The following is a 24,150-nucleotide window of genomic DNA, read 5'->3' as shown; positions in this document are numbered from 1 at the left end:
CGAGACTAACCGAGAGGCGCCTGATGCGTCGGTCCCGTATCAGTATGCGGGACCGGGCGCACGAAACACCCAACCGTGATCGATCACTCCATTTCGTCAATCCTGATCGCAACCAGTGACAACGCGGTTACCTGCTGCCACAGTCGGGTGTATGCAGCCTCAGTCACCGCACGGGTTCCGCCCCGTCTTCTGCACGATCGTGCCGCCCCAGGTCCTCGACAAGCTGTCGCAGTCCGACAACCCCGATCTCGCCGGCCCCGCCCGTCGCACCCTGGAGGGCGACGCGGCCCGCCGCACCCGCCGCCAGATGGCCACGGTCGTCACCGTGCCCGTCGCCCCCGCGTCCGACGGGGAGGTGTCCGACAAGCCCGAGCGCGTGCTGTACGACTGCCGCAACGGCACGCAGCTGCCCGGCACCAAGGTCCGTGCCGAGGGCCAGGAGCCGACGAAGGACGCGAGCGTCAATCGCGCGTACGCGGGCCTCGGCGCCACCTTCGAGCTGCTGCTCAAGGCGTACGGCCGCCGTTCGATCGACGGCAACGGACTGCCGCTGATCGGTTCCGTGCACTACGACGAGAAGTACAACAACGCCTTCTTCGACGGCGAGCAGATGGTCTTCGGCGACGGGGACGGCGAGATCTTCCTGGACTTCACCGTCGCCATCGACGTGATCGGCCACGAGCTGACCCACGGCCTGACCCAGTACACCGCCAATCTGAGCTACTACGGCCAGTCCGGCGCGCTCAACGAATCCATGTCCGACGTCTTCGGCTCCCTGGTCAAGCAGTACTCGCTGGGCCAGAGCGCCGACCAGGCGGACTGGCTGATCGGCGCCGGGCTGCTCGCGCCCCGCGTCCAGGGCGTCGCGCTGCGCTCGATGAAGGCGCCGGGCACGGCGTACGACGACGACGTGCTGGGCAGGGACCCGCAGCCCGCGAAGATGGAGGACTACGTCCACACCAGCGAGGACAACGGCGGGGTGCACCTCAACTCGGGCATTCCGAACCGCGCGTTCTATCTGCTGGCGACGGCGCTCGGCGGCAATGCGTGGGAGCGGGCCGGCCAACTCTGGTTCGATGTGCTCACAGGTGGTCAACTGGCCGTGGACGCGGACTTCGCGGACTTCGCCAGGCTGACGGTCGCCGCCGCCCGCAGCCGCTTCGGCGAGGGCGACGAGGCCGAGGCCGTCCTGAAGGCGTGGTCGGAAGTGGGCGTACCGACCGCATAACGCGGTTCCGGCCCCTTGCCCGGCCCGCCCGGCGTTGGAGGACATCACATGCGGATCCAGGTCAGCAGGACCGGCGGCTTCGCCGGCATCGCACGCCGCCGCGAGGTCGACACCGCCGGGCTGGCCGACGCGCCGGAGTGGGAGGCGCTGGCCGAGACGGCGCTCGCCGCGGGCCACGACACCCCGCCCGGCGGTGTGCCGGACGGCTTCCGGTATGCGATCACGGTCGGCGACCGGACGGTCCACTGCGCGGACCCGAAGCTGACCGACGCCCAGCGGGCACTGGTCTCACGCGTCCTGAAGGAGGGCGCGTGAGACCGGTTTTCCGGTAGCTCGGCTCAGAACCCCAGCTTGCGCAGCTGCTTGGGGTCGCGCTGCCAGTCCTTCGCGACCTTCACATGGAGGTCCAGGAAGACCGGCGTGCCGAGCAGTGCCTCGATGTGCTTGCGGGACTTGGTGCCGACGTCCTTCAGCCGCTTGCCCTTCGGGCCGATGATGATGCCCTTCTGGCTCGGGCGCTCGATGTAGACGTTGGCGTGGATGTCGAGCAGCGGCTTGTCCGCCGGGCGGCCCTCGCGCGGCAGCATCTCCTCGACGACGACCGCGATGGAGTGCGGCAGCTCGTCCCGTACGCCTTCGAGCGCGGCCTCGCGGATCAGCTCCGCGACCATGACCATCTCGGGCTCGTCGGTGAGGTCGCCCTCCGGGTAGAGCGGCGGGCTCTCCGGGAGCAGCGGGGCGATCAGGTCGCCCAGCAGACCGACCTGGGTGTCCTTGACCGCGGAGACCGGGATGATCTCCGCCCACTCGAAGCCGAGCTCCTCGCCGAGGCGGGAGACGGCCAGCAGCTGTTCGGCGAGCTGCTTGGAGTCGACCAGGTCGGTCTTGGTGATGATGGCGATCTTCGGGGTCTTCTTGATGCCCGCGAGTTCCTTGACGATGTACTTGTCGCCGGGGCCGAGCTTCTGGTCGGCCGGCAGGCAGAAGCCGATGACGTCGACCTCGGCCCAGGTGGTCCGTACGACGTCGTTGAGCCGCTCGCCCAGCAGCGTGCGCGGCTTGTGGAGGCCGGGGGTGTCGACCAGGATCAGCTGCGCGTCGTCGCGGTGCACGATGCCGCGCACGGTGTGCCGGGTGGTCTGCGGCCGGTTGGAGGTGATCGCCACCTTCTGGCCGACCAGAGCGTTCGTGAGGGTGGACTTGCCCGCGTTGGGGCGGCCCACGAAGCAGGCGAAACCGGCCCGGTGGGGGGCTTTGCCCGCGGCCTGCTGCGCGGCGGCATCTGTGTCAGGTCGAACGCTCATGGCGCCCATTGTCCCCGATCCCGGCGGCCCCGCCGCACCAAGGGCCGCGGCGGGGCCTGTCGGATGTCGTCTCAGGCGGTGCGGGTACGGCCCCGGCGGGCCCGTATCCACATCCCCGTGCCCCCGCCGACGATCACCAGCAGGATCCCGGCGACCAGCCAGGGCAGCGCGAAGTACGAGGCGGTGGCGGACTCGCGGGTCTCGCGGGCGCTCGCGGTCAGCCGGATCTCGCCCCATTCCAGCTGGGGCGCGCTGGCCCACCGCTCGGTCAGCCGGACCTGCTGGCGGGGCAGCAGCTCGGAGGGGATCTTCTTCAGGTCGCGGGCGAGCAGGGTGCGGCCGAAGAGGCCCTCGGCCTTGAGGGCGACCTTGGGGCTGAGGGTGACGTTGCCCCGGTTGTGGAGTGTGTACGAGATCACGGCCCGGCTCTTCCCGGTCCCGGGGACCAGGGGCTGGGTGTGCTCGACCCGGATGTCGTCCACGGAGAGCGCGGGCACGGTCGGGCCGTTGACCCGGAGATAGATCCGGGCGCCGACCGCCTTCTGGATGCCGACGGCGACGGCACCGGCGTCGGCGGGGTCGACGTGCTCGTCCAGTGCGACGAGCGCGCCGGGGTGGTCGCCGGGTTCGGCGTTCTCGGGCACGGCGATGGTGACCGGGACGGTGACCGAGCCGTGCGGCTCCACGGTGACCCGGTCGCGGCCGGTCGTCGTCCAGGCGCCGACCGATGTCTGCTTCTCGTCGCGGGTGCGGACGGCGAAGCCGCCGTCGCGGGCGGTGTTGTAGGCGTCGGCGGCGTACAGCCGAAAGCTCTGCGGCCGGTCCGTCTTGTTGGTGACGGTGACCTTGTCGTGGAGCGTGGCGCCGGGGTCGGCCGAGAGGTAGAAGTACGGGCGCTGGCCGGCCCGTGCGGTGGCCGGGAAGACCGACCAGCTGCCGTTGTCCGCGGCGTCGGCCGCGGGCGCGCCGATCAGCAGGAGGATGCCGGCCAGGAGCAGTACGTGGATGTGGCGCACGGTTCGGAACCCCCGGGTGGTGGTCGGGACGGACGGTCCGGGCGGGTGCGCGCCCGGATCGCCGGTTGCTCGGGAGCACTCGGGCCTCTCGTCCGGATCATGCCGGGCTCGCGGGGGCCGGCCTGATCCGAACGAAAGACCCCAGGTCACGTGAGGGTGAGGGTGAGCACGCCGGAGTACGCGCCGGGGGCGGTGTACGCCGGTACGTTCAGCGCGAGCCGGGCGTCGACGGTGAACTCGCCGCCGGTGAAGGTCCCGTTCGGCGTGGACGCCAGCGTGGCGCCCGCGCTGCCGACCGGTCCCGCGGAACCCGCCGCGCAGGTGCTCGGGCTGCCGGGCTTCGTCGCGCAGACCGGGGTCCAGGAAAGTGCGGAGGCACCGATCGTCGCGCCGCCGGGGCCCGTGAAGTCGGTGACCTTGCCGGTCAGGGACCAGCCCGCGGGGCCGCCGCGGAAGTCCTCGACCGTCACCGTCTGCAAGGAGCCGCGGGAGGCGCCGCCGCGGCCGAAGTCGACCGCCGACATCTCGACGGTGTCCCCGGCCTGGAGCATGGAGAGCGTGCCCGCCTGGATGGAGGTGTTGAGCTTCTGGCTGCCGTCGGGGGTCTCGCCGCCGCCACCGGTGACGGTGTAGGCCCGCGGGCCCGCCCCCTTGGCCGGGTCCCAGCTGCCGCCCTCGTAGGCGACGATGCCGGTGGTCGCCGGGTCGTCGACGGTGAGCCGGCCGCTGAAGCCGCCGGATCCGTCCGCCTTCACCGTGGCCGTGTCGGCGGTCTGGGTGTCACCGGCCCGGCCGGCGAGGGTGATGTCCGCGCCCGGGGTGAACTTCGAGCCGGTGACGGTGACCTCGTCGCCGGCCTTGCCGGAAGCGGCCCCGAGCTGGATGGCACGCTCGTTGACCTGGCCGCCGTCGTCCGTCGCGATGATCGTCTCGGAGACGGGGGCGGGCGGGTCCGTCACCGTGCAGGGGGTGTCCAGCTCCATGATGTAGCTGGTGTGGATGTTGTAGTCGCCGGGCGACAGGGTGATCGAGCCCGGTGCGGTGACCGTGAAGGTGCCGGTCATCGAGAACGACGGGAAGGTGCCCTTGCCGGGTACCGGGTCGTTCTTCTTCGGGCCCGCGACGGTGACGCTCGCGCTCTGCGCACCGCCGACGGTGACCTTGCCGGTCGGCGTCATGATGTCGGCGGGCAGTGCCAGATCGACCGGGTTGCTCGCGGCGGCCTCGACGACGGTGTACGTGACGGTGACCGTCTCGCCCACCTTCGGGGCGGCGTTGTCGACGGTGATCGAGGCCTTCGTCGTCCCGTCGATCGGCGGGATGCCCGCGATGGCCGGCGGGATGCAGTGGGTGGGGAAGTCCACCGGCACCGAGGCGGTGACCGTGGCCTGCGCGGGTCCCGCGAGCACCCCTCCCCCGGCCACGACGAGCGCGCCCACGCCCAGCGCGGCGGCCCAGCGGCGGCGGTGTCCGGGCCGCCCCCGGGCGCCGGATCTTCGCATGCTGATTCTTCGGTCGGTCGGACGCATGGAGCCCCCTCCTGCGGATGCGGCGCAGCGGCTCTCCGCGCCGACGGGGGCCCATTGACGGCTCCGGCCGAAAAGAAGTCAATGGCAGCGAAACGCACCGACTGATGGCCCATCAGATGCTGTCAAGATCCCTGTGCCGGAGGGGTCCCGACCGCATCCGTCGTCAGCCGGCCGTCACGCTGATCCGCAGGGTGCCGTCGGGCCCGGCGAGCAGGACGGGGGTGTCCGGGCCGCCCAGGTCCCGTACCGCGGCGCGGTCCTCGTCCGAGGGGGTCTCGGCCTCGGAGACGACCGCGGCCGCCTCCAGCGAGGTGGCTCCGCTGGCCACGGCCATCGCCACGGCCGTCTGCAGCGCGCTGAGCTTCAGCGACTCCAGCCGGACGGTGCCCGCGACATACGTGCGTCCGGTCTCGTCCCGTACGGCCGCGCCCTCCGGCACACCGTTGCGGGCGCGGGCGCTGCGCGCCAGCGTGACGATCTTGCGGTCCTCGGGGCCGAGGTCGGTGCTCTCAGTCATGTGCCGAGCATACGAACCGGGCGCACGGGCACGCGCACCGCCTACGGCCGGTCGAGCCGCAGCCGGTCGGCCTTCGGCAGCCCCGCCACCACGAGGTCGTAGGAGTCCTCGATCAGCTCGCGGAGCACCCGGTCCGGCACCCCGGACACCGTCACCGTGTTCCAGTGCCGTTTGTTCATGTGCCAGCCCGGCACCACCGCGTCGTACTTCTCCCGCAGCCGCACCGCCTCGTCCGGATCGCACTTCAGGTTCACCGTCAGCGGCCGTGCGTCCAGCGCGCTGAGCGCGAACATCTTGCCGAGCACCTTGAAGACGGAGGTCCCGGGGCCGAACGGGAACTCCTCGGCGCTCGCGCTGAACTCCAGGCAGAACGCCCGCAGCCGCTCCGGCGTCATCCCTCGTCCCCCTCCGGTGACGCCACGGGCTCCACCAGCACCGTGACGATCTTGTTGCGGCGGCCCGCCGGGGACTCCGCGGTCAGCCGCAGCCGGCGGCCGTCCGGCAGGTCGACGACGGCCGAGGCCCCGGCGATCGGAACCCTTCCCAGCGCCTTGGCCAGCAGTCCGCCGACGGTCTCCACGTCCTCGTCGTCGTACTCGTCGAGGCCGAACAGCTCCCCGAGGTCGCCGATGTCGAGGCGCGCGGTCACCCGGAAGCAGTCGTTCCCCAGCTCCTGGACGGGCGGGAGTTCGCGGTCGTACTCGTCGGTGATCTCGCCGACGATCTCTTCGAGGATGTCCTCGATGGTGACGATGCCCGCCGTGCCGCCGTACTCGTCGATCACGACGGCGACGTGGCTGCGTTCCTGCTGCATCTCGCGCAGCAGGTCGCCGGCGTTCTTGGTGTCGGGCACGAAGGACGCCGGCCGCATCGCGGTGGAGACCAGATCGGCCTCCGACTCGCGGTTGATGTGGGTCTTGCGGACCAGGTCCTTGAGATACACGATGCCGACGATGTCGTCCTCGTTCTCCCCGGTGACCGGGATCCGCGAGAAGCCGGAGCGCAGCGCCAGGGTCAGCGCCTGCCGGATCGTCTTGTAGCGCTCGATGCAGACCAGGTCCGTACGCGGCACCATGACTTCGCGCACGAGCGTGTCACCGAGCTCGAAGACGGAGTGCACCATGCGGCGCTCCTCGTCCTCGATCAGCGACTCCGCCTCGGCGAGGTCGACCATCGCGCGCAGTTCGGCCTCACTGGCGAACGGGCCCTTGCGGAACCCCTTGCCCGGGGTCAGCGCGTTGCCGATGAGGATCAGCAGCTGCGGGATCGGGCCCATGACCCTGGCCAGCGGCAGCAGGACGTACGCCGCGGCGGTGGCGGTGTTCAGCGGGTGCTGGCGGCCGATGGTGCGCGGCGAGACGCCGATGGCGACGTAGGAGACGAGGACCATCACGCCCATGGCGACGGCCAGCGCCTCCCAGGTCTCCGGGAGTTCCTTCAGGCAGGCGTACGTGACGAGCACGGCCGCCGACATCTCGCAGGCGACCCGCACCAGCAGGGCGACGTTGAGGTAGCGGGTCGGGTCCGCCGCGACCTGTTCCAGCTTCCCGCTGCCGCGCCGCCCGGAGCGGACCGCCTCGGCGGCCCGGAAGCTGGAGACCCGGGCGATGCCCGCCTCCGCGCAGGCCGCCAGCCAGCCGACGACGACCAGCAGGACGGCCCCCAGGACGAGAGGAACGCTCACGAGACGGTGGGGGCGGGCGACGGGCCGGTCAGGCCGTGCTCGGCGCGCCAGCCGTCGACGATCGCGGCCTGGAGGCCGAACATCTCGGCCTTCTCGTCCGGCTCCTCGTGGTCGTACCCGAGGAGGTGCAGCACTCCGTGAACCGTGAGGAGCTGGAGCTCCTCGTCCATGGAGTGCCCGGTCTCCGCGTCCTCGCCCTGCTTCTTGGCGACCTCCGGGCAGAGCACGATGTCACCGAGGAGCCCCTGCGGGGGCTCCTCGTCGTCCTTGGCCGGCGGACGCAGCTCGTCCATCGGGAAGGACATGACATCGGTCGGGCCCGGAAGGTCCATCCACTGGATGTGGAGCTGTTCCATGGCGTCGGTGTCCACCACGATCACCGAGAGCTCGGAGAGCGGGTGGATCCGCATCCGCGCGAGCGCGTAGCGGGCGATGTCGAGGATCGCCTGCTCGTCGACCTCGGTTCCGGACTCGTTGTTGACGTCGATCGACATGGTGCGCTGCTACTGCTTCCGTCGGTGGCTGTCTCGGTTGTCGTACTTCTCGTACGCGTCGACGATACGGCCGACGAGCTTGTGCCGGACGACATCCTGGGAGGTGAGCCGGGAGAAGTGCACGTCCTCGACGCCGTCCAGGATCTCCTGGACCTGGCGCAGACCGCTCTTGGTGCCGTTCGGCAGGTCGACCTGGGTGACGTCACCGGTGATGACGATCTTCGAGTCGAAGCCGAGCCGGGTCAGGAACATCTTCATCTGCTCGGCGCTGGTGTTCTGCGCCTCGTCGAGAATGATGAACGCGTCATTCAGCGTGCGACCCCGCATGTATGCCAGCGGCGCCACCTCGATCGTGCCTGCCGCCATCAGCCGCGGGATCGAGTCGGGGTCGAGCATGTCGTGCAGCGCGTCGTAGAGCGGGCGCAGGTACGGGTCGATCTTCTCGTAGAGCGTGCCGGGCAGGAAGCCGAGGCGCTCGCCCGCCTCGACGGCGGGCCGGGTCAGGATGATCCGGTTGACCTGCTTGGACTGCAGGGCCTGGACCGCCTTCGCCATGGCGAGATAGGTCTTGCCGGTACCGGCGGGGCCGATGCCGAACACGATCGTGTGCTTGTCGATCGCGTCGACGTACCGCTTCTGGTTGAGCGTCTTGGGGCGGATCGTGCGACCGCGGCTGGAGAGGATGTTCTGGGTGAGCACCTCGGCCGGGGTCTCCTGGCCGTCCCCCTCGCCGCTCTCGCTCGCCCTGAGCATGGCGATCGAGCGTTCCACTGCGTCCTCCGTCATCGGCTGACCGGTGCGGAGCACCAGCATCATCTGGTCGAACAGGCGCTGGATCAGCGCGACTTCCGCCGCGTCACCGGCGGCGCTGACCTCGTTTCCCCGGACGTGGATGTCGGCCGCCGGGAAGGCCGTCTCGATCACGCGCAACAAGGCGTCACCGGAGCCCAGAACGGTCACCATCGGATGGTTGGCGGGGACGGTGAAGTGGGCTCGCGCCTGCCTCGGCGCAGGGGTCTGGGCTGTGGGTGTCTGAGTCATGGGCCGGCTCTGTGGCCTGCACATTCCTCCCGTTGCAAGGTTCTCGCCGATCGACAACCTCTCGGATTACCAAGCCTACGACTCCGCACCGACAACACCGAGGGCTTTTTCGCACTGGCTCGCGAAGCGGCGGGCGCGCCCGCCGGTCAGGCGGGGTGGCGGAAACCGATCGTGGGGACCGCCCGGCGCAGCGGCCAGGGCCGGGCGGCGGCGGGCAGCAGCTCGTCCAGGAAGGCGTACCGCTGGAGCGCGGCGGGGTCCTGGTCGGCGAAGGTGCGGATCTGCTGCCACCAGGCGGCGATCTCCGCCCAGCCGGGCGCCGAGAGCGATCCGCCGAACTCCTGGACGGAGAGTGCCGCGGTCAGCCCGGCGAAGGCCAGCCGGTCGGCCAGCGGCCAGTCCGCCAGGGTCCCGGTGACGAAACCGGCGACGAAGACGTCGCCCGCGCCGGTCGGGTCGAGCGCCTCGACCTCGATCGCGGGCACCTCGGCGCTCGCCCCGGTCGCCGAGTCCACCGCGTAGGCGCCCTCCGCGCCGAGTGTGACCACGGCGAGCGGCACGCGCTCGGCCAGGGCGTGGGCGGCGGCGCGCGGGCAGTCGGTGCGGGTGTAGCGCATCGCCTCCTCGGCGTTGGGCAGGAAGGCCTGGCAGTGCTCCAGGTCGGTGAGGGCGTCCAGGTCCCAGCGGCCGGTGTCGTCCCAGCCGACGTCGGCGAAGATCCGGGCGCCGTTGCGGGCCGCGGTGGCGACCCAGGGCTCGCTGCGGCCGGGGGCGAGCGAGGCGACGGCGGCACGGGCGCGGGGCGGGCAGCACGGGAACGCGGCTTCCCCGGCGGGGACCGCGGGGCCGGGGGCCTCGTGGCCGTGCGAGACCATCGTCCGCTCGCCCTCGTACGCCATCGAGACGGTCACCGGCGAGTGCCAGCCGGGGACGGTGTGCGACATGGACAGGTCGATGCCCTCGCCCTGTTCGAGGGCGTCCCAGCAGTACTCCCCGTAGTGGTCGTCGCCGAACGCGGCGGCCAGCGAGGTGTGCAGCCCCAGTCTCGCCAGGGCGGTCGCCATGTTGGCGACCCCGCCGGGGCTGGAGCCCATGCCGCGTGCCCAGGACTCGGTGCCGCGCACCGGGGCGCTGTCCAGGCCGGTGAAGACGATGTCGAGGAAGACCGTGCCGGTGAGGAAGACGTCGCAGTCCGGGTCCTGCGGGGCGCGCAGCCCGTCCAGTGGGTCGATACCCGGAATGTCCGCTGGAATGTCCGTGCTCACCTTGCACTCCCCGGTCGTGGCAGATCTGGCCAGTGTGCCCGATGCGCCGCCGTAACCGGAGGGTGCGCGCCGCCGGCCGCGAAGGGCTCGTCCGGGCGCCTCACATGTGGGCTTCGACCTGCATAAACATGCGCTGCTACCCGGGCTTCCGGAGGGTAAACACACATGTGACCCAGATCACACTGGGGCAGCTTTCGGTCGACTGGCCGCAGTTGATACAAATTGGCCCGCGAGCCCAGTCGGTGACAGTTACCGAAGAGTGGCCCGAATTCCCCGTATTTCCCGCATTGCCCTCCCCTGCCTTCCCTGCCGCCTCAGGCATGTCCTCAGGAACGCCCATGTCCTCGCGCCCTCGCGCCGCGTGGCCCCTGGTCGCCGTGTTCACCGCCGGTTACCTCGCCGCCTATCTGCTCCCCACCATCGTCGGGCGGCTCTCCGTCTATCTGGGCCTCAGTACGGCGCAGGCCGGCCTGGTCGGCAGTGCCCTGCTGGTGAGTTCGGCGACCGCCGGGTTCGCGCTGGCGGGCCGGGTCGAGACCTACGGCCCGCGGCGACCGGCCCGGATCGGGCTGGTGCTGGCCATGGTGGGCTACGGCTGCGCCGCCCTGGCCGGGTCGGTGCCGCTGGTGGTCATGGGCGCGATGATCGGCGGCTTCGGCTCCGGCACGGCGACCGCGGTGGCCGCCGCGGGCATCGCCGCCCAGCGCGATCCGCACCGCACCTCGTCGCTCGGGCTGCTCAGCGTCTCCGCGACGGCGGGCGCCCTGTATCTGTCGATCCCGCACCTCGGCGGCGGCCACCGGCTGCCGTTCGCCTCGATCGCCGTGGTCGCCCTGCTCGTCTGGCCCGCCACGGCGCGGCTCGGCGGTGTCACGCCGTCCGGTCCGGCCGCCCCGGTCGCCGGCCGGCTTCCGCACCGCCGCTCCGGGCTGGTGCTCGCAGGCGGCATGCTCGTCTGGTCGATGGCGCAGAACGCGCTGTGGGGCGTCAGCAGCCGGATCGGGGTGGACCGGGTCGGGCTCTCCGAGGTCACCATCGGCGCGGTGTTCGCCGCCGCGCTCGGCGCGGGGCTGCTCGGGGTGATGGGCGCCGGGATGCTGGGCGCCAGGCTCGGCCGGGCGGTACCGATCGGCCTGGGCACCATGATCATCGCGGCGAGCATCGTGCTCAGCTCGTCGGCCGGGAACCTCGGCCAGTTCGCGACCGGCGAGATCCTCTGGAACACGGTCTACCCCGTGGTCCTGTCGTACCTGATCGGCCTGGCCGCCTCCCTGGACGTACGCGGCCGCTGGGCGGTCCTCGCGGGCTCCGCCTCGTCCGTCGGGGTGGCCTGCGGACCGGTCCTCGGCAGCGTGCTCTCCGAGCAGGCCGGCTACCCGGTCATGGGCCTGATCCTGGGCGCCGTGACGCTCCTGGTCGCGGCCCCGGTCACGGCCGTCGCCCTGCACACCGGTGGCCGTCCGCTGGTGCCGGGATCGGTGCGCCGCAGGGGCGGCGCCCCGGCCGCGCTGCTCGCCGTCACCACCGGCGCTGTGCCCGGCGCCGTGCCCAAGCTGGGCGCTCCCGAGCAGGCCGTCACGGAGATCAGTCTGCCGGTGCGCCGCAGGCGCCCGGTCAGGACCGCGTTCCGGACGGCCGGCCCGGCGGGTGGGGCCGGTCAGTCGAACGCGTACGCCTCGACCTCGGACAGATAGCGCGCCCTGCGCTCCTCGTCGTGGTCGAGGAAGGCCGCCTCGAAGGAGTTGCGGGCCAGGGTGCGCAGCCGCTCCCGGTCCAGGCCGAGCGCCTCGTGGACGGCGTGGAAGGTGTCCCCGACGTATCCGCCGAAGTAGGCGGGGTCGTCGGAGTTCACCGTGCAGAGCAGTCCGGCGTCCATCATGGCCCGCAGCGGGTGCTCCTCCAGGGTGTCGATGGCGCGCAGCCGTACGTTGGACAGCGGGCAGAGGGTGAGCGGCACCCGGTCCGCGACCAGCCGCTCCACCAGCTCCGGGTCCTCCATGCAGCGCAGTCCGTGGTCGATGCGCTCGACCCCGAGGACGTCCAGCGCCTCCCGGATGTACTCGGGCGGTCCCTCCTCGCCGGCGTGGGCGACCTTGCGCAGCCCGAGCGCCCCGGCCGCCTCGTACACCTCGCGGAACTTGACGGGCGGGTGGCCGACCTCCGCCGAGTCCAGGCCGACCGCGCTGATCCGGTGCAGATACGGCTTCGCCGCCTGAAGCGTCTCCAGCGCCGACTCGGCGGACTCGTCGCGCAGGAAGCACATGATCAGCTGGGTGGAGATGCCGTGCTTCTCCTCGCTGCGGTCCAGCGCCCGGCCGAGCCCCTCGACGACGGTGCCGATCGGGACACCGCGGGCGGTGTGCGCCTGCGGGTCGAAGAAGATCTCCGCGTGCCGGACGCCCTGTGCCGCGGCGCGGGCGAGGTAGGCGTCGGCGAGCTCCTCGAAGTCCTGCTCGGTCCGCAACACCGCCATCAGCGCGTAGTACAGGTCGAGGAAGCTCTGCAGGTCGTCGAAGAGGTAGGCGGTGCGCAGCTCCTCGGTGTCCGCGTACGGCAGCTGAACGCCGTTGCGCGCGGCGAGCGCGAAGGCCAGCTCGGGTTCGAGGGTGCCTTCGATGTGCAGGTGGAGTTCGGCTTTGGGAAGGGGCACGGGTGTTTCACGCTCACAGACGGTGGTGCTGATGTGGTGCTGGTGTACTCAGAGGTGCCGGGTGGGCACGGGGATACGGCTGAGGTCCTGGGCGACGGTCAGCTCGCCCTCGAAGCCCGCCGCACGGGCCTGGGCCTCGAAGACGGCCGGGTCGTCGTACCGCTGCGAGAAGTGCGTCAGCACGAGGTGCCGCACTCCCGCGTCCCGGGCCACCCGGGCCGCCTGTCCGGCGGTCAGATGGCCGTGGTCGGTGGCGAGCCGTTCGTCCTCGTCGAGGAAGGTCGACTCGATGACCAGCAGGTCGCAGCCCTCGGCGAGCACATGCACGCCGTCGCAGAGCCTCGTGTCCATGATGAACGCGAACCGCTGGCCGCGCCTGCGCTCGGAGACGTCGTCCAGCGTGACGCCGCCGATGGCTCCCTCGCGCCGGATCCGGCCGACGTCGGGCCCCTCGATGCCGTGCTCGGCCAGTTTCGCGGGCAGCATGCGACGCCCGTCGGGTTCGACGAGCCGGTAGCCGTACGACTCGACGGGGTGCGAGAGCCGGTGGGTGCTGAGCGTGTACGCGTCGGTGGTGGCGAGCACCCCGTCGGCGGCGACCGGGGCCTCGGTCAGCTCGACGGACTCGCGGTAGGCGGTGGCGTACCGCAGCCGCTCGAAGAAGTGCTGCCCGCTCGCCGGGTAGTGCGCGGTGACCGGGTGCGGAACCTGGTCGAGGTTGATCCGCTGGATCACCCCGGCCAGGCCGAGCGAGTGGTCGCCGTGGAAGTGCGTGACGCAGATCCGGTCGATGTCGTGCGCGGCGACACCGGCCCGCAGCATCTGGCGCTGGGTGCCCTCACCGGGGTCGAAGAGGATGCCCTCGCCGTCCCAGCGCAGCAGGTAGCCGTTGTGGTTGCGGTGTCTGGTCGGGACCTGGCTGGCGGTGCCGAGGACCACGAGTTCGCGTACGGACACGGTGTGCGGGCCGCTCTAGCCGGGGGGCCACTGAAGTCCGCGGCCGCCCAGGACGTGGGCGTGCGCGTGGAAAACGGTCTGGCCGGCACCGGCGCCGGTGTTGAAGACGACCCGGTAGCCGGTGTCCACGATCTTCTCGTCGGCGGCGACCTGCCCGGCCTCGCGCAGTATGTCGGCGGCGATGCCCGGCTCGGCGGCGGCGAGCGCGGCGGCGTCCGGGTGGTGGACGCGGGGGATGACGAGTACGTGCGTGGGGGCCTGCGGGTTGATGTCCCGGAAGGCCACGGTGGTCTCGGTCTCGCGGACGATGGTTGCCGGGATCTCACCCGAGACGATCTTGCAGAACAGGCAGTCGGGCTGCGGTTCTCCTGCCATGGGGTGGCTCCTCGGTAGGTGGTGACGGTGGTGGTGATCGTTGTACGGCATGCTATCGGGCCGTCTGCGGCGGGCGTTGTCCCCTGCCACCCTTCCCGAGCGCCCGAGAACCAGCCCCTCCGGCGTTTGAGGAGCGGGGGTCCGGGGGCGGGAGCTCCCGGTTACGGGAAGGAGCGGGCGGGGGCAAGCAGCCCGCCGCAGGCGCACCCCACCCGCCCCCTCACCCTCGCTCCGCCCGCTCCCCTACGCCTCCGGCAGCTCCGGCGCCCGCTTCGCCGGCGTCTCGGCCAGCGACTCCAGTGCGATCCGGATCGCCTCGTCCAACTGCGGATCCCGGCCCGCCACATGGTCCTGCGGTGTCACCACGACCTCGACATCGGGGTCGACGCCGTGGTTCTCCACGCCCCAGCCGTAGCCCTCGAACCAGAACGCGAACTTGGGCTGGGTGACCGCCGTCCCGTCCACCAGGCGGTACTTGCTGTCGATGCCGACCACACCGCCCCAGGTCCGGGTGCCGACGACCGGCCCGATGCCCAGCGCCTTGATCGCGGCGTTCACGATGTCGCCGTCCGAGCCGGAAAACTCGTTGGCCACCGCGACCACGGGACCGCGCGGTGCGTCCTGCGGGTAGCTGAACGGCCGCCTGCCGCGCGGCAGGTCCCAGCCGACGACACGGCGGGCGAGCTTCTCCACGATCAGCTGCGAGGTGTGGCCGCCCCGGTTCTCCCGGACGTCCACGACCAGCCCCTCGCGGGCCACTTCGATCCGCAGGTCGCGGTGGAGCTGCGCCCAGCCCGAGCCGACCATGTCGGGAACGTGGAGGTAGCCGAGGCGTCCGCCGGAGTGCCCGTGCACGTAGGCCCGCCGGTCGGCGACCCACGCGTGGTAGCGCAGCGCCTCCTCGTCGGCGACCGGTACGACGACGACATGGCGGGAGTTACCGCCGTCGACCGGCGAGACGGTCAGCTCGACCGGCTTGTCCGCCGAGCCGGTGAGCAGCGGTCCGGGCCCGGTCACCGGGTCGACCGGATGGCCGTCGACGGCGATGATCGCGTCCCCGGCGCGCACCGCCACGCCGGGCGCGGCGAGCGGGGAGCGGGCGTCCGGGTCGGAGGTCTCGGACGGCAGGATCCGGTCGATCCGCCAACTGCCCTCGTCCGTACGGGAGATGTCCGCACCGAGCAGCCCCTGCCGGGACGAGTCGTCGCCCCATCCGCCGGACGGCCGCACATAGGCGTGCGAGGTGCCGAGCTCCCCCTGCACCTCCCAGAGCAGGTCCATCAGGTCGTCGTGGGTGGCGACCCGCTCCAGCACCGGACGGTAGCGGTCCAGGACCCCGTCCCAGTCGAGGCCGCCCATGTCGGGACGCCAGTAGTTGTCCCGCATGATGCGCCCGGCCTCGTTGTACATCTGACGCCATTCGGCGGCCGGTTCGAGGATCCGCCGGATCCGGGAGAGATCGACGGTGACGCCCCCGTCGCTGCCGCCGCCGTCGTCATCGGCCGGGACATGACTGTCGGACGGTACGGCACGCAGCTTGCCCCGGGTCTGCATGACGATCCGCTTGCCGTCGCCGCTGACCGCGAAGTCCTCGACACCGGAGGCGAGTTGCTCGCAGCGCAGCTTCTCCAGGTCGTACCGCTCAAGGACGGTCTCGGGCCGCCGGGCGTCGGGGGTGGGTCCGCTGGTGCCGAGTACCCCGGTCACCGGGTGGCTCAGCCACAGCAGCCCGTCCTTCGCGGCGCGCAGCGTGGAGTAGCTGGCGGCCTCGACGGGCAGCGGCACGATCCGGTCGGCGAGCCCTTCGAGGTCGATCCGGGTGACGGGCAGCGCCGTCGGGTTGTCCTGGTCGCCCTCGCCGCCGCTCTTCTCGATCGGGCGGCCGTGGCGCTGCGGCCCGAACGGGGAGGGCGTGGTCGCGGCGAGCGTCAGCAGGTGCGGACGGCAGGCGCCGATGAACGCCAGGTCGAAGACATGGGCGTCGTAGACCGGGTCGAAGGACCGCTCGGAGAGGAACGCGAGGTGCTTGCCGTCGCCGGTGAACGCGGGGGCGAAGTCCCGGAAGCGCAGCGGGGTGGCCTCGGTGACCGACAGATCGGCGAGGTGCGCGAGCTTGAGCTGGCTGAGCGGCTCGGGCCCGGGGTGGGACCAGGCCAGCCAGGAGGAGTCGGGCGAGAAGACGAGGCCGGAGGCTTCGCCGTGCTCGCTGCGGTCCACCTCGTGGACCTCGCCGCTCTCCCGCTCGACGATCAGGATCCGCCCGTCGTGCGCGGCGACGGCGAACCGGCTGCCGTCGGGGGCCGGGGTCAGGTCGAGGACCCGGCCGATGCGGCCTGCGGCGAGGCGGCGCGGTACGGCACCGGGGGCGGTTCCGGTGGCGGGTGCGCACTCCAGGGCGTCGTCGCCCTCGGCGTCGGTGACCCAGACGACGTGCTGGTCGCCGTCGGCCTGGAAGGTGCGCGGCAGCCGGGCCCGTACGCCCGGTTCGACGGCGAGCGCGCGGGCCGGGCCCCCGCTGTGGGTGACCCAGTGGACGGCGCCGCGCGTCCCGACGGCGCTGCCCCGGCCGGTGCGGTCCGGGGACGCGGCGTCGAGGTGGCTGCCGGCGTGCACGGGGTGCGGCTGGAGGTCGGCGCGCTGGCCGCCGAGCCGGATGTCGACGCGGCGGGGCCCGTCGCCCCCGAGGCCGTCCAGCAGCCAGAGCTCACCGGCCGAGGCATAGGCGACGCGGGTGCCGTCGGTGGACGCGTGGCGGGCGTAGAAGCCCTCGATGCCCGTGTGGCGGCGCAGGTCGGTGCCGTCGGGGAGCGAGGAGTAGACCGCGCCGACGCCTTCGTGGTCGGAGAGGAAGGCGACCCGCTCGCCCACCCACATCGGGCATTCGATGTTCCCGTCGAGGTCGGCGTGGAGCCGTACGAACTCCGCCGGGCCGTCCGCCGGGGACTCCCGCTCGATCCACAGCTTGCCCGCCGTGCCGCCCCGGTAGCGCTTCCAGGCGGCGGCCTCGCGCCCCATGGTGACCGAGAGCAGCAGGATCCGGCCGCCGGGCCCGTACGCGACCGAGCCGACCGGCCCGTACGGCAGGGTCCGGGCGGGTCCGCCGTCGACCGGGACGGCCCTGGCCCAGGTGCGCCGGAGCGATGCCTGTCCCTGGGAGCTGATGACCAGCACCTCGCCCTCGGGCGTCCAGCCGTGCACGGCGGTCCGTGCGTCGCCCCAGTGGGTGAGCCGCACGGAGGGGCCGCCGTCGGCCGGTGCGATGTGCACCTCGGGGGCGCCGTCCCGGGTGGTCGTCCAGGCGACCCGGGTTCCGTCTGGCGATATCCGGGGACCGGCGACCGGCCGGTTGTCGGCGCAGACGCGCCAGGCTCGGCCGCCGTCCAGCGGCGCCAGCCAGACATCGTCCTCGGCGGTGAAGGCGATCGAATCGCCCTGGACATGGGGGTATCGGAGGTAAGCAGACTGCGTCACACCGGTCACCCTAGGTCGCGGTCCCGTTCCGCGTAAGCGGGTTGGCCGGAGTTCGACGGGCCGCCGGGGGCGGACCGGTTCACTTGCCCATGGGCGTCTCGGTCACCGTCACCGTGACGGTGACCACCGGCCCGGGGCCGCCGGCCGGCGGCGGGTTCACCACCGCGGTCGACGGGGCGGCGTCGCAGTCGCCGAGCACATCCGCCCGGAAGACGGACCTCCCGCCCGTCTTCGCGGTCAGGTCCCCCCGCACGCACCGGCCGCCCAGCTCCTGGGTCACCTTGCCGGTGAGGGTGATGGCCTCGCCCTGTCCGGTCTTGCCGCTGCAGTCGACGTCCGCGATCCGGCGCACGGACGCCGAGGGCTGTGCGCCCCCGGCCCGGTCCCCGTCGACGCCCGCCGTGCAGTTCAGCCACTGCACGTCGACCCCGTTGCGTTCCAGCGCGCCGGTGCCGACCCGGTCGGTGGTCACGGCGATGGACGCGGAGTTCAGCCCGCCCTGGGGGTCACAGGCGGCAGCTCCCGCTACCGCCGCGACCACGAGTGCGGACGCGGCCAGAAAGCGCCGTTCTCTTCCCTGACCCCATGCCCTTGATGTCCCCATACGGGCAGCTTCCCACCGTTGCACCACCTTGCGGTAGACGGCGTGCGGGGACAGTGGGGGTGGCGCCGGAGCACAAGCGGGGGCTCACGACCAGCGGCCGGTGCGCCCCAGCAGCAGTGCGGTGGCCGCCGTGCCGGCCGTGGAGGTGCGCAGCACGCTCGCGCCGAGCCGGCAGGTCCGGGCGCCCGCCGCGGTGAAGGCCGCCAGTTCGTCCGGCGAGACCCCGCCCTCGGGGCCGACGACGAGCACGATCTCGCCCTCGGCGGGAAGCGGGACGGTGGCCAGCGGCTCGCTGTCGTGTCCCCGGTCCTCGTGCAGGACGGCGGCGAAGTCCGCCGCGGCGACCAGGACGGCCGCCTGTCTGGTGGTCATCGCGTCGGCCACCTCGGGGAAGCGCACCCGGCGGGACTGCTTGCCCGCCTCCCGGGCGGTGTTGCGCCATTTCGCCAGGGACTTGAGGCCGCGGTCGCCCTTCCACTGCGTGATGCAGCGCGACGCCTGCCAGGGCACGATCGCGTCCACGCCGGTCTCCGTCATCGTCTCCACGGCGACCTCGCCCCGGTCACCCTTGGGCAGGGCCTGGACGACGGTGATGCGGGGGGCGGGGCGGGGCTCCTCCAGGATCCCGGTCAGGCCGGTGACGACGAGCCGGTCCTTGCCCTCGGCGGCCGAGACGACGCCGTCCGCCCAGTGGCCGCGCCCGTCGGTGAGCACGACGGCCTCACCGGCGCGCAGCCGCTTCACCGACACGGCGTGCCGACCCTCGGGCCCCTCCAGGACGAACTCGGGCCCGCCGGGGACCTGTTCGACGACGAAGACCGGTGCGGTCACTGCGTACTCCCTGTACTCACTGCCGTCCGTGCGGCGTCCAGTTCTTCGGCGAGCAGCCTGACCAGCCGGCCGGCCGGCAGCTCGCGTGCCATCCGGTGTCCCTGGCCCGCCCACAGCGCCATGCCCTGCGCGTCCCCGGCCTTCGCCGCCGCCTTGCGCAGCCCGGCGGTCAGATAGTGCACCTGCGGGTAGGCGGCGGGGGCGTACGGGCCGTGCTCGCGCATGAAGCGGTTGACCAGGCCGCGGGCCGGGCGGCCGGAGAACGCCCGGGTCAGGGCGGTCCGTACGAACAGCGGGTTGGTCAGCGCCTGCTTGTGCAGCAGGCTCGCCCCGGACTCGGGGCAGACGAGGAACGCCGTGCCGAGCTGTGCCGCCTCCGCGCCCGCGGCGAGCACCGCGGCGATCTGGGATCCGCGCATCAGCCCGCCGGTGGCGACGATCGGTATCTGCACGGTCTCGCGGACCTGGGACACCAGCGAGAGCAGCCCGATCCCGGCGCCGTCGGTCTGCGGGTCGTCGCGGTGGGTGGACTGGTGACCGCCCGCCTCGACGCCCTGGACGCAGACCGCGTCGGCGCCCGCCCACTGGGCGACCTGGGCCTCCTCGGGCGTGGTGACCGTCACGACGGTGTACGTGCCGACGCCGGCGAACGCGTCGAGGGTGTCGCGGGTGGGGCAGCCGAAGGTGAACGAGACGGCCGGGACCGGGTCCTCCAGGAGGATGGCGAGTTTGGCGTCGTAGTTGTCGTCGCCGCCGGAGTCCGGATCACCGAGCGGGGTCTCGTACCAGGCGGCCTCGCCCGCGAGCTGGTGCTGGTACACCTCGACGGCGCTCGGGTCGGCGAGCGCCGGCTGCGGCATGAAGAGATTGACGCCGAACGGCCGGCCGGTCAACCCGCGCAGCTGTTTGATCTCGTTGTACATGCCGTCCGCCGTCTTGTACCCGGCGGCGAGGAAACCGAGCCCGCCCGCCTCCGAGACGGCCGCGACGAGCTGTGGACAGGACGTGCCCCCCGCCATCGGGGCCTGCACGATCGGATACCGGCAGAGATCGGTCAACGCGGATGACATGACCGCATCGTGTCACGTCCCGGGCCGCCCGGGACGCTCGGCCCGGGGTCCGCTTTGTACTCAAACGCCGGACGGCCCCGTCGAGCGGGTCCGTCCGGCGTCCGGGAACGGCTTGCGGGGTCGGTCAGCGGCCGTTGAAGGCGTCCTTCAGCCGGGAGAACAGCCCCTGCTGGCCGGGCTGGAACTGGCCGGTGGGCCGCTCCTCGCCGCGCATCTTCGCCAGGTCGCGCAGCAGTCGCTCCTGCTCCGGGTCCAGCTTCGTCGGGGTCATCACCTCGACGTGCACGATCAGGTCGCCGCGCCCGCCGCCCCGCAGATGCGTGATGCCGCGGCCGTGCAGCGGCACCGACTGGCCGGACTGGGTGCCCGGCCGGATGTCGACCTCCTCCAGGCCGTCGAGCGTCTCCAGCGGCACCTTGGTGCCGAGCGCGCCCGCCGTCATGGGGATGGTGACCGTGCAGTGCAGGTCGTCGCCGCGGCGCTGGAACACCGCGTGCGCGAGCTCGTGGATCTCCACGTACAGATCGCCGGCCGGGCCGCCGCCGGGGCCGACCTCGCCCTCGCCCGCGAGCTGGATGCGGGTGCCGTTGTCGACACCGGCCGGGATCTTCACGGTGAGCGTGCGCCGCGAGCGGATGCGGCCGTCGCCGGCGCACTCCGGGCACGGGGTCGGCACGACCGTGCCGAAGCCCTGGCACTGCGGGCAGGGCCGCGAGGTCATGACCTGGCCGAGGAAGGACCGGGTGACCTGCGAGACCTCGCCGCGGCCGCGGCACATGTCACAGGTCTGCGCGGAGGTGCCGGGTGCGGCCCCCTCGCCGCTGCACGTCGTACAGACGACGGCCGTGTCGACCTGGATGTCCTTGGTGGTGCCGAACGCCGCCTCGGCGAGATCGATCTCCAGCCGGATCATCGCGTCCTGGCCGCGCCGGGTGCGCGAACGGGGTCCGCGCTGCGACGACGTGCCGAAGAACGCGTCCATGATGTCGGAGAAGTTGCCGAAGCCGCCCTGTCCGAATCCGCCCGCGCCCGCGCCGCCGGAGGCGGACAGCGGGTCGCCGCCGAGGTCGTAGACCTGCTTCTTCTGCGGGTCCGACAGCACCTCGTAGGCGGCGTTGATCTCCTTGAACCGCTCCTGGGTCTTCGGATCGGGGTTGACATCCGGGTGCAGCTCGCGGGCGAGCCGCCGGAATGCCTTCTTGATCTCGTCCTGAGATGCGTCGCGGCGCACGCCGAGTACGGCGTAGTAGTCCGTGGCCACTTACGACTCCGCCAGGATCTGTCCGACGTAACGTGCCACTGCGCGTACCGCTCCCATCGTTCCGGGGTAGTCCATGCGGGTCGGTCCGACCACGCCGAGTTTGGCGACTGCCTCGTCGCCCGAACCGTAGCCGACCGCGACGACGGACGTGGAGTTGAGCCCCTCGTGGGCGTTCTCGTGCCCGATACGTACGGTCATGCCCGAGTCCTTGGCCTCGCCGAGCAGCTTCAGCAGCACGACCTGCTCCTCCAGTGCCTCCAGCACCGGCCGGATCATCACCGGGAAGTCGTGTCCGAAGCGGGTGAGGTTGGAGGTGCCGCCGATCATCAGCCGCTCCTCCGTCTCCTCGACGAGGGTTTCGAGCAGGGTGGAGAGCACGGTGGACACGGTTCCCCGGTCCTCGCTCTCGAAGGATTCCGGCAGGTCCTGCACCAGCTGCGGGACGTCCGCGAAGCGGCGTCCGACGACCCGGCTGTTGAGCCGGGCCCGCAGATCGGCGAGAGAGGTCTCGCCGAACGGGGCGGGGCAGTCGATCATGCGCTGTTCGACCCGGCCGGTGTCCGTGATGAGCACGAGCATCAGCCGGGCGGGTGCCAGCGAGAGCAGTTCCACGTGCCGGACCGTCGACCGGGTCAGCGAGGGGTACTGCACGATGGCGACCTGCCGGGTCAGCTGCGCGAGCAGCCGTACGGTGCGGCCCACGACGTCGTCGAGGTCCACCGCGCCGTCGAGGAAATTGTGGATGGCGCGGCGCTCCGGCGTCGAGAGGGGCTTGACCCCCGCGAGCCTGTCGACGAAGAGCCGGTAGCCCTTGTCCGTCGGGATGCGTCCCGCGCTGGTGTGGGGCTGGGCGATGAAGCCCTCGTCCTCCAGCACCGCCATGTCGTTGCGGACGGTCGCCGGGGAGACCCCCAGCTTGTGCCGCTCGGTGAGCGCCTTGGAGCCGACGGGCTCCTCCGTGCCGACATAGTCCTGGACGATGGCGCGAAGCACTTCGAGTCTGCGTTCGCTGAGCATCGCGCACACCTCCAGCTGTGTTTCCTCGTTGGTTCTCGGGTCGTTCCTGTTTCTCTGCCCAGGAATCCTCCTGGCACTCTGTCATCGTGAGTGCCAGCAACCCCCCGGCCAGTGTACGGCGGCCGAGTGGGGGCCTAGCAAGGGCGACCGGCCACGCTACCGCGAGACCGCGCAGGTCGTTGCCGATAGCGTCGCGGTATGGATGCCTCTTGGGAAGAGTTCGGCTGGGAGCGACTCGGTCACGGAGTGGGCCGGCGGCGCCTTCCCGGATGGGACGCGACGGTCGCGCTGGTGGTCGGAGCGGACGCGGTGCTGCTCTACGACACCGGATCGACACTCCGTGAAGGTGCCGAGGTGCGGGCCCAGGCGCAGGCCCTGCTCGGCCGGAGGGTGACGCATATCGCACTCAGCCACCCCCATTTCGACCATGTGCTGGGCACCGCCGCGTTCTCCGGTGCCCAGGCGTACGGAGCGGTCGGCATGCGGGAGCTGCTGAGGCGCGGGGCGGACGAGCTGCACACCTCGGCCGTGCGCCACGGGGTCGGCGAGCACGACGCGGCGGAGGCCGTGGACGCGCTGGTCGCGCCGCAGCACGAGGTGTGCGGCGAGTGGACGGTCGACCTGGGCGGCGGGCGCGAGGTGCTGCTGGCCGACGTGGGCCCCGCGCACAGCGGCCACGACCTGGTGGCGGTCGTCCCCGGCTCCCCCGCGGTCGTGCTCTGCGGCGACCTGGTCGAGGAGTCCGGCGAACCACAGGCGGGCTCGGACGCCTTCCCGTCCCGCTGGCCGGCCTCGCTGGACCGGCTGCTGGCGCTGGGCGGCGAGGACGCGGTGTACGTGCCGGGGCACGGGGCGGTGGTGGACGCGGCGTTCGTACGCGATCAGCGCGAACAACTGGCCGTACGCTTCGGCGTGTCGTGACCCCCGGGGCCTGATCGTCCTATCGTCGTCCGATGCGCAGCTACCAGCCGGACCTGACCCCGCCGTGGAAGAGGTCCGCCCCCGTTCCCGAGGTCCCCGCCGAAGCCGATCTGGTCGTGGAGGAGGTCTCCACCGGATTCTGCGGTGCGGTGATCCGCTGCGAGAAGACGGCCCAGGGGCCGACGGTGACCCTGGAGGACCGCTTCGGCAAGCACCGGGTGTTCCCGATGGAACCGCGCGGCTTCCTGCTGGAGGGCCGGGTGGTCACCCTGGTCCGCCCCTCGGCCGCCGCTCCGGTGCGCCCCGCGCGCACGGCCTCGGGTTCGGTCGCGGTCCCCGGCGCGCGCGCCCGGGTCGCGCGGGCGGGCCGGATCTATGTGGAGGGCCGGCACGACGCGGAGCTGGTCGAGCGGGTCTGGGGCGACGACCTGCGGATCGAGGGCGTGGTCGTCGAGTACCTGGAGGGCATCGACGACCTCCCCGCCATCGTGCGCGAGTTCTCCCCCGGCCCGGACGCCAGGCTGGGCGTCCTGGTCGACCACCTGGTCCCCGGCTCCAAGGAGTCCCGGATCGCCGATCAGGTCACGGACGGGAACGTACTGGTGGTCGGTCATCCCTACATCGATGTGTGGGAGGCCGTGAAGCCGTCCTCCGTGGGCATCACGGCCTGGCCGGTGGTGCCGCGCGGCCAGGACTGGAAGACGGGCGTGTGCCGCGCCCTGGGCTGGCCGGAGAACACCGGCGCGGCCTGGCAGCACATCCTGTCCAAGGTCCACTCGTACCGCGACCTGGAACCGGCCCTGCTGGGCTCGGTGGAACACCTGATCGACTTCGTGACGGCGCCGCCGGAGTAGCCCGGCGACGGCCCCTCCGGCGAGCGAGATCCAGCCCCTCCGGCGCTTGAGGAGCGGGGTC

23 protein-coding genes are annotated in these 24,150 nt (G+C 72.1%); 5 read left to right on the top strand and 18 right to left on the bottom strand.

The annotated features are described in order from the left end of the window. The first annotated feature begins 151 nt into the window (after nt 1–151). Nucleotides 152–1,228: a M4 family metallopeptidase gene (locus tag EES42_RS10040; protein ID WP_124717789.1), complete on the top strand. Its 1,077-nt coding sequence runs from the start codon at nt 152–154 to the stop codon at nt 1,226–1,228. Between the two features lie 48 nt (nt 1,229–1,276). After that, nucleotides 1,277–1,543: a protealysin inhibitor emfourin gene (locus EES42_RS10035; protein WP_124717788.1), complete on the top strand. Its 267-nt coding sequence runs from the start codon at nt 1,277–1,279 to the stop codon at nt 1,541–1,543. A 23-nt stretch (nt 1,544–1,566) separates the two neighbouring features. On the opposite strand, the gene era is transcribed toward EES42_RS10035, so the two are convergent. The 9 genes from era to EES42_RS09990 form a co-directional block, all read right to left on the bottom strand. Then, entirely contained in the window at nt 1,567–2,541 is a 975-nt protein-coding gene (era, locus tag EES42_RS10030) for a GTPase Era (RefSeq protein WP_124717787.1), read from the bottom strand. A gap of 62 nt (nt 2,542–2,603) precedes the next feature. Then, nucleotides 2,604–3,548 (bottom strand): WxL protein peptidoglycan domain-containing protein, encoded by a 945-nt coding sequence (locus tag EES42_RS10025; protein WP_124717786.1) that lies wholly within the window; start codon nt 3,546–3,548, stop codon nt 2,604–2,606. A gap of 146 nt (nt 3,549–3,694) precedes the next feature. Further along, nucleotides 3,695–5,050 (bottom strand): WxL domain-containing protein, encoded by a 1,356-nt coding sequence (locus EES42_RS10020; RefSeq protein ID WP_206433461.1) that lies wholly within the window; start codon nt 5,048–5,050, stop codon nt 3,695–3,697. A gap of 190 nt (nt 5,051–5,240) precedes the next feature. Further along, nucleotides 5,241–5,594 carry a cytidine deaminase gene (locus tag EES42_RS10015; RefSeq protein WP_124717785.1) on the bottom strand — a complete coding sequence of 118 codons (354 nt, stop codon included), beginning with the start codon at nt 5,592–5,594 and terminating at the stop codon, nt 5,241–5,243. 41 nt (nt 5,595–5,635) lie between these two features. Beyond that, the gene (locus EES42_RS10010) at nt 5,636–5,989 is read right to left on the bottom strand and encodes an MmcQ/YjbR family DNA-binding protein (RefSeq protein ID WP_124717784.1); all 354 of its coding nucleotides are present in this window, start codon (nt 5,987–5,989) and stop codon (nt 5,636–5,638) included. Beyond that, nucleotides 5,986–7,278: a hemolysin family protein gene (locus EES42_RS10005; protein WP_124717783.1), complete on the bottom strand. Its 1,293-nt coding sequence runs from the start codon at nt 7,276–7,278 to the stop codon at nt 5,986–5,988. The genes EES42_RS10010 and EES42_RS10005 overlap by 4 nt, the downstream gene beginning before the upstream one ends. After that, the gene (gene ybeY, locus EES42_RS10000) at nt 7,275–7,772 is read right to left on the bottom strand and encodes an rRNA maturation RNase YbeY (protein WP_124717782.1); all 498 of its coding nucleotides are present in this window, start codon (nt 7,770–7,772) and stop codon (nt 7,275–7,277) included. The genes EES42_RS10005 and ybeY overlap by 4 nt, the downstream gene beginning before the upstream one ends. Before the next feature lie 9 nt (nt 7,773–7,781). Then, nucleotides 7,782–8,813, bottom strand: coding sequence for a PhoH family protein (locus EES42_RS09995; RefSeq protein ID WP_124717781.1), 1,032 nt, complete (start codon nt 8,811–8,813; stop codon nt 7,782–7,784). Nucleotides 8,814–8,959: 146 nt separating this feature from the next. Beyond that, nucleotides 8,960–10,066, bottom strand: coding sequence for a carbohydrate kinase family protein (locus EES42_RS09990; protein WP_124718478.1), 1,107 nt, complete (start codon nt 10,064–10,066; stop codon nt 8,960–8,962). A 350-nt stretch (nt 10,067–10,416) separates the two neighbouring features. On the opposite strand from EES42_RS09990, the gene EES42_RS09985 reads away from it, so the two are divergent. Beyond that, nucleotides 10,417–11,772: an MFS transporter gene (locus EES42_RS09985; protein ID WP_124717780.1), complete on the top strand. Its 1,356-nt coding sequence runs from the start codon at nt 10,417–10,419 to the stop codon at nt 11,770–11,772. On the opposite strand, the gene EES42_RS09980 is transcribed toward EES42_RS09985, so the two are convergent. The 9 genes from EES42_RS09980 to hrcA form a co-directional block, all read right to left on the bottom strand. Continuing rightward, entirely contained in the window at nt 11,736–12,728 is a 993-nt protein-coding gene (locus tag EES42_RS09980) for an adenosine deaminase (RefSeq protein WP_124717779.1), read from the bottom strand. The two genes, EES42_RS09985 and EES42_RS09980, sit on opposite strands and share 37 nt — an antisense overlap. 48 nt (nt 12,729–12,776) lie before the next feature. Further along, a complete protein-coding gene (locus EES42_RS09975) occupies nt 12,777–13,685 on the bottom strand; it encodes a ribonuclease Z (protein WP_124717778.1) in 909 nt (302 codons plus the stop codon). A 15-nt stretch (nt 13,686–13,700) separates the two neighbouring features. Continuing rightward, nucleotides 13,701–14,060, bottom strand: coding sequence for a histidine triad nucleotide-binding protein (locus EES42_RS09970; RefSeq protein ID WP_124717777.1), 360 nt, complete (start codon nt 14,058–14,060; stop codon nt 13,701–13,703). Nucleotides 14,061–14,303: 243 nt separating this feature from the next. Further along, nucleotides 14,304–17,531: a S41 family peptidase gene (locus EES42_RS09965; RefSeq protein ID WP_124717776.1), complete on the bottom strand. Its 3,228-nt coding sequence runs from the start codon at nt 17,529–17,531 to the stop codon at nt 14,304–14,306. Nucleotides 17,532–17,610: 79 nt separating this feature from the next. Next, a complete protein-coding gene (locus tag EES42_RS09960; RefSeq protein WP_206433427.1) occupies nt 17,611–18,135 on the bottom strand; it encodes a hypothetical protein in 525 nt (174 codons plus the stop codon). A gap of 84 nt (nt 18,136–18,219) precedes the next feature. Then, nucleotides 18,220–18,966, bottom strand: a complete 747-nt coding sequence (locus tag EES42_RS09955) for a 16S rRNA (uracil(1498)-N(3))-methyltransferase (protein WP_124717775.1) — start codon at nt 18,964–18,966, stop codon at nt 18,220–18,222. After that, on the bottom strand, nt 18,963–20,036 hold the full coding sequence (locus EES42_RS09950; RefSeq protein WP_124717774.1) for a nitronate monooxygenase: 1,074 nt from the start codon (nt 20,034–20,036) through the stop codon (nt 18,963–18,965). The genes EES42_RS09955 and EES42_RS09950 overlap by 4 nt, the downstream gene beginning before the upstream one ends. A gap of 124 nt (nt 20,037–20,160) precedes the next feature. Then, a complete protein-coding gene (dnaJ, locus tag EES42_RS09945; RefSeq protein ID WP_124717773.1) occupies nt 20,161–21,297 on the bottom strand; it encodes a molecular chaperone DnaJ in 1,137 nt (378 codons plus the stop codon). Then, nucleotides 21,298–22,314 carry a heat-inducible transcriptional repressor HrcA gene (hrcA, locus tag EES42_RS09940; protein ID WP_124717772.1) on the bottom strand — a complete coding sequence of 339 codons (1,017 nt, stop codon included), beginning with the start codon at nt 22,312–22,314 and terminating at the stop codon, nt 21,298–21,300. A 198-nt stretch (nt 22,315–22,512) separates the two neighbouring features. Between hrcA and EES42_RS09935 the strand changes: the two genes are divergently transcribed. Next, nucleotides 22,513–23,235: an MBL fold metallo-hydrolase gene (locus tag EES42_RS09935; RefSeq protein ID WP_124717771.1), complete on the top strand. Its 723-nt coding sequence runs from the start codon at nt 22,513–22,515 to the stop codon at nt 23,233–23,235. A 32-nt stretch (nt 23,236–23,267) separates the two neighbouring features. Next, nucleotides 23,268–24,089, top strand: a complete 822-nt coding sequence (locus tag EES42_RS09930) for a DUF3097 domain-containing protein (RefSeq protein ID WP_124717770.1) — start codon at nt 23,268–23,270, stop codon at nt 24,087–24,089. Nucleotides 24,090–24,150: the final 61 nt, after the last annotated feature.

Origin of the sequence: Streptomyces sp. ADI95-17 (genome assembly GCF_003846175.1) — a bacterium.
GTDB lineage: Bacteria > Actinomycetota > Actinomycetes > Streptomycetales > Streptomycetaceae > Streptomyces > Streptomyces sanglieri.
The sequence above is the reverse complement of the archived record's forward strand: the minus strand, read 5'-3'. Positions and strand labels throughout refer to the sequence as shown.

Coding starts and splice junctions, on each gene's coding strand:
- EES42_RS10040 (WP_124717789.1), top strand. CDS start 152: ATGCAGCCTCAGTCACCGCACGGGTTCCGCCCCGTCTTCTGCACGATC.
- EES42_RS09995 (WP_124717781.1), bottom strand. CDS start 8,813: ATGACTCAGACACCCACAGCCCAGACCCCTGCGCCGAGGCAGGCGCGA.
- EES42_RS10020 (WP_206433461.1), bottom strand. CDS start 5,050: ATGCGAAGATCCGGCGCCCGGGGGCGGCCCGGACACCGCCGCCGCTGG.
- EES42_RS10010 (WP_124717784.1), bottom strand. CDS start 5,989: ATGACGCCGGAGCGGCTGCGGGCGTTCTGCCTGGAGTTCAGCGCGAGC.
- EES42_RS09935 (WP_124717771.1), top strand. CDS start 22,513: ATGGATGCCTCTTGGGAAGAGTTCGGCTGGGAGCGACTCGGTCACGGA.
- era (WP_124717787.1), bottom strand. CDS start 2,541: ATGGGCGCCATGAGCGTTCGACCTGACACAGATGCCGCCGCGCAGCAG.
- ybeY (WP_124717782.1), bottom strand. CDS start 7,772: ATGTCGATCGACGTCAACAACGAGTCCGGAACCGAGGTCGACGAGCAG.
- EES42_RS09950 (WP_124717774.1), bottom strand. CDS start 20,036: ATGTCATCCGCGTTGACCGATCTCTGCCGGTATCCGATCGTGCAGGCC.
- EES42_RS09960 (WP_206433427.1), bottom strand. CDS start 18,135: ATGGGGACATCAAGGGCATGGGGTCAGGGAAGAGAACGGCGCTTTCTG.
- hrcA (WP_124717772.1), bottom strand. CDS start 22,314: ATGCTCAGCGAACGCAGACTCGAAGTGCTTCGCGCCATCGTCCAGGAC.
- EES42_RS10015 (WP_124717785.1), bottom strand. CDS start 5,594: ATGACTGAGAGCACCGACCTCGGCCCCGAGGACCGCAAGATCGTCACG.
- EES42_RS09930 (WP_124717770.1), top strand. CDS start 23,268: ATGCGCAGCTACCAGCCGGACCTGACCCCGCCGTGGAAGAGGTCCGCC.
- EES42_RS09985 (WP_124717780.1), top strand. CDS start 10,417: ATGTCCTCGCGCCCTCGCGCCGCGTGGCCCCTGGTCGCCGTGTTCACC.
- EES42_RS10035 (WP_124717788.1), top strand. CDS start 1,277: ATGCGGATCCAGGTCAGCAGGACCGGCGGCTTCGCCGGCATCGCACGC.
- EES42_RS09970 (WP_124717777.1), bottom strand. CDS start 14,060: ATGGCAGGAGAACCGCAGCCCGACTGCCTGTTCTGCAAGATCGTCTCG.